The organism is Enterobacter cloacae complex sp. S3 (genome assembly GCF_014930495.1).
Taxonomy (GTDB): Bacteria; Pseudomonadota; Gammaproteobacteria; order Enterobacterales; family Enterobacteriaceae; genus Enterobacter; species Enterobacter asburiae_B.
On the sequence record NZ_JADBRD010000042.1, the window covers coordinates 608 to 9411 of the forward strand.

An 8804-nucleotide genomic window follows, 5' to 3' on the forward strand; every position below is an offset into this window, starting at 1 on the left:
TTTTCCAACAGCATTATTACCAATCATTAAGACTCTTGAGTTATGAACTTGAGAAGCCTCAAACTGTTTTAATATGTTTTGGTTTTTCTTTCAAAGATGAGCACATTCGAGAAATTATTTCTCGTTCTTTGAGTAACCCCTCGTTAATAGTTTACATATTCTGCTATAAAAACAATGACAAGACCGCAATAAAAGAATTAATAAACAATAAAAAGATTGTTTTTATTTATCCAGAAAACGATGACGAAAATAATGTGATTGATCTAGAAAGATTCATAGATTGTATTTTTTCCCTTAGCGGAACCGACTCAATGGAGGGATTAACATGCAGTTTATAATCGGGTATGTCACAGCTGTAAGAGGAACCTCCGTCCGTGCAATCGTACATCCAAACCTGTATCAGACTACATATATATATGATGGAAGATTATACCGTGGTGTTGCTATAAATGAATTTATAGTCATAAAAAAAGGGTATCACGATATTATCGGAAAAATTGAGGGTGAAGAAATCATCGAAAAGAAAAACTTTGACAACACACAACCCAACAATGAAAAGTTTGATAGATTTGTAGATATTAAAATCATCGGTTATATTTCAGGAAATAAATTTCACTCGGGTATAAAATACCTACCAATGATTCAGGATGAATTACACCTCATATCTGACGAAATTATATCCACAATATATTCTTTCGAAGGCAAGATAGATGCTAAAAAAATATTAATTGGCAAATCACTCTTAGAAGAAATACCTATTCACATCCCAATAAACGGCATATTCAATTCACACATCGGAATATTTGGAAATACAGGAAGTGGTAAATCCAATTCTTTAGCAAAAATATATAGTGAGCTTTTCTCTTGTGTGGGAGAGAAATTATTCAATAAATCCACCTTTGTATTTATTGACTTCAACGGTGAATATAAACCCATTCACAATCAGTTCAAAGACAAGAGTAATTATATTGAACTTGACACTCATTTAAAGAATGGAAATCAAAAGTTAAAAATCAAAAAATCAGAGTATTGGGACCCAGAATTACTTTCAGTCCTATTTTCTGCCACAGAAAAAACTCAAAAACCATTTCTAAATATACTTGTTAGAAACAGACTCAAGTATGGCGATGAACTCAATGATTATTTTCATGACACCATAAAAATAATGTTTGGTCAAAATCAACACCGAGAAACAATTAGTGTACTTCGTTCAATAATTAACATTATCAATCCTGAAAAATCTAAAGAAATAAACTCTGAATTATCTGAGTTCAGTTGGTTCTCAAGAGGGGAAAACAACAAATATTATAGAAATGGTACATTTCTCAACACTCCAGATGAATATCTTGCTCACCTACCTACTCTTGCAAGTACCAATATCGACATCACAACATTATCGCCTTTTCAGCAAATAACTGTTAGGGCAACCCTTCAATTAATAAAATCCGTATCTAGGAACTATGTACAATATGAGCATATAAGCCCATTAATTAGCAAAATAAACTCCTCAAGCAGTTCACTTGAAAAAGTGATTGAAATAATTGATGATATTGAGCTTGAAACCAAACCATTATTATTTATATCATTAAAGAATTGTAACCAAGAAACGAAAAAATCGATTCCAATGTTGATTGCAAAATGTTCTTTTTTGGAACATAAGAAAAAAGACACATCGCAAAACAGCTTTCACCTGATTGTTGATGAGGCTCATAACATATTATCGGAGATATCTAATAGAGAATCCGAGACCTGGAAAGATTACCGATTAGAACTGTTTGAAGAAATAATAAAGGAAGGCCGGAAATTTGCTTATTTTGTCACGATTGCAAGCCAGAGACCAGCAGACATATCAACAACAATAATATCTCAAATACATAATTATTTTCTCCACCGCTTAGTTAACGAAAATGATTTATTCTTACTCAAAAACTCTATAAGCAATCTTGATAGTTCTTCGCGCGGCTTAGTTCCTATACTGCCATCTGGTGCCTGTGTAGTATCGGGCACAGCATTTCATACTCCGATGATCATACAAATCCAGCGTCTACCTTCAGAATTAGCACCTGAAAGCGATACTATTGATCTGGACTCATTTTGGTAATTACTGGAAATGTTTCACTTTGAAGTTATTACGCCAAACAGGAAATTTGATTGATACCTGCCGCCACCAGGCGGCTTTTTTTTCTTCACCATGCCTACGAACCTCAGAAACCCGCTACACCGACAAACACCTTGATGCCCCCTTAAGACTTCTTAGCGAATCTGCATCCCATAGCAACGCTCTCAACCTGCCAAAATAAATATGTACGTTAGCGCTGGCGCGCAATGCTCTCCCCGCCACGCCTGCCCGCTTAAGGGGGCGCTTTTAATGCAGGTGCATGAACGGCCTCAGGACGCGCCAGTGCTGGCGCTGGCGGGGGATTGAGTGTCGGTAAAACGCATGCAAAACCATGCACCTTATGCATGCATGGCTTTTATACGTAAAAATGGCGAGATTTTCGGGGATTTTTAAGCGGACTACTGCACGGCCAGTTCTGCACGGCGGCGGGTGTAATTCAGGTTCTGTGCGGGTGTGAATTTTTCACGATTATCATCGCGCGAAGCCGCGTCAGGCCTGAATCCGATGGCAGTTAAAATGTCATTATCCTGCGCCGAATAATTAATTTTTTCACCAGCGGACAGCCAGAGCTGTAGCGCCTCGCGCAGATAATCGAGCGAGTGCTGCATGGCGCAGCGCTGAACGGCGGAATGTTGCCCGGAATAATTCATCAGCTCCGGGGCAAGGGCGGCGGCCAGCTCCGCACCGTGCGCCTGCATAAAATCATTTAATCGGTCGCGGATGCTGATGCGCTGCACCTCCTCATGCGAGCGGATATAACGCCCGGCAGCCTGATTTATTTCCCACTTTTTCACCTCGATAATCTCACGCAGCGTTTGCAGGCTCCGGCCGCTGTGGCCGCTGCCGGCAAGCTGTTCGCGGTATGCCTGTTCGGCCTGCTTCAGTTCATCCCGGCGTTGCAGCCAGGCGGATTTATTTGCCTGGCTGGCCTCAAAGGCTTTCTGTAGCGTCAGTGTGGTCACGTATGTTTCTCCTGATGACTGGCCGTGCTCACGCACCGGCACGGTTAACGGTGGCCGCCGGTGCGGGTACCGGGATGACCGGCTCTGTCACCGGTGAACGAATAACCCCGTCGATGGATTCAAGCGTGCGGAACGTGGCCGAGCACTCGATGTTCATGCACTGGTGATAGCGCTGTTTGACGTTATCTGACAAATACCGACTGGTGCGGGAATGCGCGCTAGTTTTGCAGAACGGACAGTGAAACATGCCTATGCCCCACCTTATGAAAGCCATTTTGAATCAGTTTTTTGAAAAGAACATAAAACTACCTGACTACCAAGGTGCGCTGAACCAGCAAAGTAATCCCTACTAACAACAATCTTCATTCTTTTAAAGCTGCAAATCGTTCATAGCGAAAAGTCCCTAACCTCATCAATATCTCATTGAAATATAATCAAAAGAAACAAAATCAAAAGCGAGGTTAATAAATATTAAAAAGACCTTTTGCCGATAATGTGCTAGAAATTTGTTCAACGCATCTCAGAGCCAATGACGGGAATAATGAGAATATGGATACGACGTTGCTGAGCGCATTAGATACCGATGGACGCGATAAATTCGAAAGCGCTATGAATGCCTTACAAGGCGATGTTTCCGCTGCAGCCGCGAGGTTGTCGGTCGACCCCCGCTTACGCCTTGAGTACTCAAAAAGAATCAAAGAAATGTCCGCAGACTTACGCGCAAAGGCCAATGCTGGAGTGATCTCTTGGGACAAAGCGGCACGAGAGGCTCAGGAAACGAGAAATTTGATCATGGAGATGGTGCGCTCTCGCAGCACTCCCCTGGGACGGGCAATGGCCGAACGGATAAAAAGCGAAGGTAAGACGCTTAATGAGTTGGTAGCAAAAAAAGCGAAAGCTTTATTCGGCCCGCAGGCAAATTTTAACAGTCTTTCGGAAGTACAAAAAAATCAGATATATGCAAGTATCGTTGAATCCGCAGGCAAGTCTAACCCACAAGTAAACATGAAAATGATGCAACTCTCGCGCATTGGAAGAGGGCTGATTGTTCTTTCGATTGCGATTTCTGTTTACGAAATTTATACCGCTGATGATAAGGTTTCTGAATCAGGCAGGCAGATAGCGATTAATGGTGCAGGTATTGCCGGTGCTGCCGCGGGTGGCGCAATGGCGGGATTAATGTGTGGGCCAGGCGCACCTGTTTGCGTGCTCATCGGTGGCTTCGTCGGCGGCGCTCTTGCTGCATGGGAAATGGGACGTTTGTGGAATTGATTATGCAACAGGTTAATTCAATATCTCTGGTTAAGCTTCGCGAAGCTACCGATGTAACCCAGGCTCAATCTGACGTTGTGCTCAATGGTAAAAGCACCGGCATTATTGTACCGGGACAAGTGCTTGAAGCAGCGGTCCAGGTTAATGAGCTGCGTTATATCCTGTTTCTGACGGATGACATTATTTTCGAGGAATCCCTGACGATTGCCCTTATTGACGTTCATGAAGGGCTTAAAGAAATTGTTCGTTTAGGAAATGAGTACTCGACAGGTAGTTTTGCGGATCTCCAGGTCACTGACGATAGCGTAGATTTTAGGTTTATTGGGGATTATATCTGGACACTGAAAGTATCAGATTCACCTCGCCTGCGGCTTCCTTTTGTTTCCGATCCAAAAGGTGTTAAACGGGAGTCTGGTCTGAAAAAGTACATAACGATCTCTGCCACACCGGCGTCGGAAAACGTAAGCTGAAGTCATTATTTAAAAGAATGAAAAGGCTTTCTGCTGAGCGGGATAAATGCACCTGAGAATTATGCAGACTCGGATAGCCAACCAGAATCTCCATCGGTAATAACCCTATTCATCCGATGAAACCTGAAAGCCCACACGGTATAACCCCTGCGGGTTTTTCAGTACCATCAACCCACCGTTCCCCTTTCTCTTTGACAAACATCAACGACACCTCCCCTCCCCCTATGCAGAAAAAAAAAACACCACCCAGCGCTACGGAATAGCCGCTCAACCCGGAAGGAACCCCACCATGTACAGACCCATAACCGTTATTATCTTCATTCTCCTGACCCTCGCCGCCCTTGCTGAAATAGGCTTTTTATCCTTTGGATAATCCTCAGGCGAAATATCCCTCTTCAGGGAACATTGATCTCATTACAGTTTTTTCCTAAAGCCATCCCGTTTCGCCTGTGCCATGCTGAATCACGCTCATAACCGATAACGTTAAATGAGGATATTATGAAAAAAACAATTATCGCATTATCTGCCGTTCTGCTGGCTTCCCCAGTATTTGCTGCGACCACACATGCAACTGACGATACCGTCGCTGCGGCGAACGCAAACGCCAACGAGGCGAAGCAAAAACTGCACGAAGAGCAGAACAAAGGTGAAGAGCTGAAGCTGAAACAGAAGCATGCTGCGGAGGGTAAAAGCGAAAGCCTGGGCAGCAAGGTCAGCGAAGATTCCCAGAAAGCCTGGCATAAAACCAAACAAGGCACCGAGAAAGGGTGGGATGCCACCAAAGAAGGCGCTGAGAAAGGCTGGAACAAAACCAAAGAAGGTGCCAGCGAGCTGGAAAAGAAAGTCACTGAGTAATCCCTTTGAAAGGCCGCGCAAGCGGCCTTTTTTATTCTCCGCAGCTCTGCGTTCTCAAGGCTACACTTGTCACCAGGTCCGGTTATCGCGCTCCGGTTGAAATAACGTCAACAAAGCCGAATAGATCCCGGGGGTGACGCGTTTACTCCCTGCCCCCCTAAAAGAGATCCTGAGATGCTGCGACGCCTGGTGATAGTGCTTGTTTTGGTTTGTCCGTGGGCGATGGCTGCCCCGAAGAGCTACATAATTGACGCCAATAACACCGCCATTCGGCTGTCGTGGCATGCCTTCGGCGGCATCCTCTCCTGGGCGACGTTCAGTGGCGTGACGGGCGCCGTGACGCTCAACCCGGAAAACGACGTCGACGACCATATTCACGTCACCATTCCCGTAGCGACTCTCGTAGCCTCAAACAAGCTGCTCACCTGGCAGCTGAAAAGCGATATGTTTTTTGAATCCGAGCGTTATCCAACTATCGAGTTCATCAGCTCTCGCGTGGTCGCCCAGGGCGACGGGCGGTTCAGGGTGTTCGGCACGCTGACCGTACGAAACATCGCCCGCCCGGTGATCCTGGAGGCTGTCGTGAAAGACCCGCACGCGCAGGCCCTCACGCTGGATGCCACGACGGCGATCTCGCGCGCGGCCTACGGGATGGATAAGTTTGCGCTGGTCGTGGACGATCGTATTGCCATCGCTATTGCCATTCAGACGAACGACGTGCCGTCATCCTGAGATGAGGCGCTGTAGCTGCTCCGCGTTTCCCCGCAGGTGAGACGGCGGGTTGCGGCCAATCAGGACAAACTGGTAGCCCGCCTCCTGCCACCACGCCAGGTTCATGCCGTGCCGCTGCTCCTGGCGCAGAGAGGCCATAGTCTTCTCATCTACAGGAGAGATACAGAGCGCCATCGGGCCGTAGTCGGCGTTAATCCAGGCAATCTGCGCGATCGAGGTGGTTTCATAGCGCAGCATTCGCACCATTTTCAGCTCTGCCCCCTGCAGGACAAGCTGCGACATGTGCAGCTTGATGCCGATGTCCTGCGAGGCTCGTTCCAGCCCGCGCTGCAGGACCGGCGTTGCGCTGTCCATATCCAGCAGCGTCTCAACGCTGTACAGGGACATATATTGCGCTTCGAGGTCGCGAATATGAGCGTTCTCATCCGCTGGCGCGGAAGCGGGCCGCAGCAGGTAGCCCAGCCCGGATCCGACCATCAAAAAACTGACCGACGCGGCGATCAGCGCCCGCCTGCTGACGCCAGCCGGTGTGGAGGATTGTGGATCGGGAAGTGCCGCCAGACGCGCCTGCATTGCCTCAAGTGGCGCCTCATCCAGCATGTGGGCAAACGCCCCGGCGAAATCCTGGCTGCTTTTCATCAGTTCGTTAGTTCGCCCGGAGAGGCGTTCGTCACTTTTCAACTGTTCTTCAAATTGCTGCGCGTCGACGCGGCACATCTCGCCATCTATCCATGCAACGATAGCGTCGTCGTTATAGGGCGGTGCAAAACGGTGCGAGTTCAAGAGCGTTTCTCCTTTGCCGGAGGCAGTGCGTCAGCGGATCTGGCAAGCCGAGCCCGCGCCGTCGCCAGCCGGCTCATCACGGTACCGACAGGCACCGCCAGAGTGTCCGCCGCCTCCTGGTAGGTAAAGCCTTCGACATAAACCAAAAATACCGCGTTGCGCTGGGCTTCAGGCAGCGCGTTGACGCGCTGCATCACCTTCATGTAATGCAGGCGCGTCTCATCCTGTTCGCGGATATCCGGCGCCAGAAGCTCGTCGCTGGCCACAAATCCCTGCCCCTGACGCACGTGTCGTGCCCGAAGCTCAGAGATCCAGATGGAGTGCAGTATCGCGAACAGCCACCTGTCGATGCGCGTGCCCGGCGTATACTGGCTGCTCCTTTCAAGCGCACGCACGCAGGTGGACTGAACCAGCTCTTCGGCGATATCCCTGTTTCGCGACAGCACCAGCCCATAGCGCCAGAGACGCGGCAGGTGTGCGGCTAACTGTTGACGAACCTCACTGGTAGCGATGTGTTTTCCCTCCACGAGAAAATCAGGATTCCGGATGTCCGTTGATGGCGGCCTGCAGGTCACGGTACTCCTCGCAGGACTGGCCACAAATACCGGCAATCACCTTCAGCTGTTCTTTCGCGAGGTCAGGACGTCCTTTTACCATCCACGCTTCACCGAGATATTCCCGGGCTTTGGCATAATCCGGTGCGATAGCCAGCGCGCGCTGGTAATAACCAATCCCTTCGTCCGTGCGGCCAAGCTTGCGCGTGGCGAACCCGCGATAGTTCCACGCTTCAGCCGTATTGCCATTTTTCAGCGAATCAAGCAGGTTCAGCGCCGCCTGATACTCGCCTTTCTTCGCGAGATGGTACGCATAGTTGGTTTTGTCCTGGTCGCTGAGGCTGCTGCTCTTGTCCGGCACGCATTTCTGGGTGGCGCTGTCATACACCTGTCCGGAAGGACAATCGGGCGTTTTGCTCTCGGTACTATTATTGCCCATTGCCAGCGCCAGGGGGGACAGCAGGGAAAAAATCAGCACCGGGATCAAACGAAACGAGATCGTGTTCATATAAAGCTCCAGGGTAAGAAGGAAGTGACGTCAGTAAACGCCCGACTGACGATTTTTATTCATTCTCCCCGTGAATTTTTTGCTGTCGCAAAATCATGCTGACGTCGTAGCACCAATGGAAATAAATCAGGTTATTTTACCCTTTACTTAACGCTATTATTTTCGCGTGATAGCAGAGTTTTAATCCTGCATAAGAATATATTTTATTGTGTGGGTGACATAATATATCTTATATCAAAAACGTTACCCTAACTTAAATGCATATTAAGCGCGCTTAAACAATAACGTTTTACATTATATTAAAAATGTTCCCTACCAATTATCATACTGCGTAAATCATATTCAGAATCAACGCCACAGGTTAAAACTAAAATCATATAAAACAAAAGGTTGAGCCAAGTAAATTATTAACCACCCCAATACATTAATGCCCTCTTCATTGTTTTTGCACTTATTTACGAAAGCTTAATTTGCACAACCTTCGTTTTCTGTCTATATCATTTTTATATTCTAAAAAATAATTCCTCTATTAATTACAGGGTTTTACAA

Annotated in this window: 10 protein-coding genes and 1 pseudogene; 6 read left to right on the plus strand and 5 right to left on the minus strand. The window is 47.2% G+C overall.

From position 1 onward, the window contains the following. Positions 1 to 338 (plus strand): annotated as a pseudogene (locus IM317_RS24050) (hypothetical protein); the annotation flags it as partial. Continuing rightward, on the plus strand, positions 326 to 2101 hold the full coding sequence (locus IM317_RS20670; protein ID WP_193362522.1) for an ATP-binding protein: 1776 nt from the start codon (positions 326 to 328) through the stop codon (positions 2099 to 2101). The pseudogene IM317_RS24050 and the gene IM317_RS20670, both read left to right, overlap by 13 nt. A gap of 416 nt (positions 2102 to 2517) precedes the next feature. Here IM317_RS20670 and IM317_RS20675 read toward each other — a convergent pair whose 3' ends face one another. Further along, on the minus strand, positions 2518 to 3081 hold the full coding sequence (locus tag IM317_RS20675) for a phage polarity suppression protein (RefSeq protein WP_033146329.1): 564 nt from the start codon (positions 3079 to 3081) through the stop codon (positions 2518 to 2520). Between the two features lie 28 nt (positions 3082 to 3109). After that, on the minus strand, positions 3110 to 3328 hold the full coding sequence (locus IM317_RS20680; RefSeq protein ID WP_015570058.1) for an ogr/Delta-like zinc finger family protein: 219 nt from the start codon (positions 3326 to 3328) through the stop codon (positions 3110 to 3112). 302 nt (positions 3329 to 3630) lie between these two features. Between IM317_RS20680 and IM317_RS20685 the strand changes: the two genes are divergently transcribed. The 4 genes from IM317_RS20685 (at position 3631) to IM317_RS20700 (ending at position 6410) form a co-directional block, all read left to right on the plus strand. After that, positions 3631 to 4353 (plus strand): hypothetical protein, encoded by a 723-nt coding sequence (locus IM317_RS20685; RefSeq protein WP_049015074.1) that lies wholly within the window; start codon positions 3631 to 3633, stop codon positions 4351 to 4353. A 2-nt stretch (positions 4354 to 4355) separates the two neighbouring features. Further along, complete coding sequence (locus IM317_RS20690; protein ID WP_033146330.1) at positions 4356 to 4823, plus strand: hypothetical protein; 468 nt, start codon at positions 4356 to 4358, stop codon at positions 4821 to 4823. A gap of 498 nt (positions 4824 to 5321) precedes the next feature. Further along, the gene (locus IM317_RS20695) at positions 5322 to 5678 is read left to right on the plus strand and encodes a hypothetical protein (RefSeq protein WP_029740047.1); all 357 of its coding nucleotides are present in this window, start codon (positions 5322 to 5324) and stop codon (positions 5676 to 5678) included. Between the two features lie 174 nt (positions 5679 to 5852). Further along, the gene (locus IM317_RS20700) at positions 5853 to 6410 is read left to right on the plus strand and encodes a YceI family protein (RefSeq protein WP_033146331.1); all 558 of its coding nucleotides are present in this window, start codon (positions 5853 to 5855) and stop codon (positions 6408 to 6410) included. On the opposite strand, the gene IM317_RS20705 is transcribed toward IM317_RS20700, so the two are convergent. The 3 genes from IM317_RS20705 to IM317_RS20715 are packed head-to-tail and all read right to left on the minus strand — an operon-like array spanning position 6402 to position 8255. After that, positions 6402 to 7193, minus strand: coding sequence for an anti-sigma factor (locus IM317_RS20705; protein ID WP_033146332.1), 792 nt, complete (start codon positions 7191 to 7193; stop codon positions 6402 to 6404). The genes IM317_RS20700 and IM317_RS20705 overlap by 9 nt on opposite strands. After that, positions 7190 to 7720, minus strand: coding sequence for an RNA polymerase sigma factor (locus IM317_RS20710; RefSeq protein WP_080277784.1), 531 nt, complete (start codon positions 7718 to 7720; stop codon positions 7190 to 7192). The genes IM317_RS20705 and IM317_RS20710 overlap by 4 nt, the downstream gene beginning before the upstream one ends. Positions 7721 to 7727: 7 nt before the next feature. After that, entirely contained in the window at positions 7728 to 8255 is a 528-nt protein-coding gene (locus IM317_RS20715) for a tetratricopeptide repeat protein (protein WP_033146334.1), read from the minus strand. Positions 8256 to 8804 lie beyond the last annotated feature (549 nt).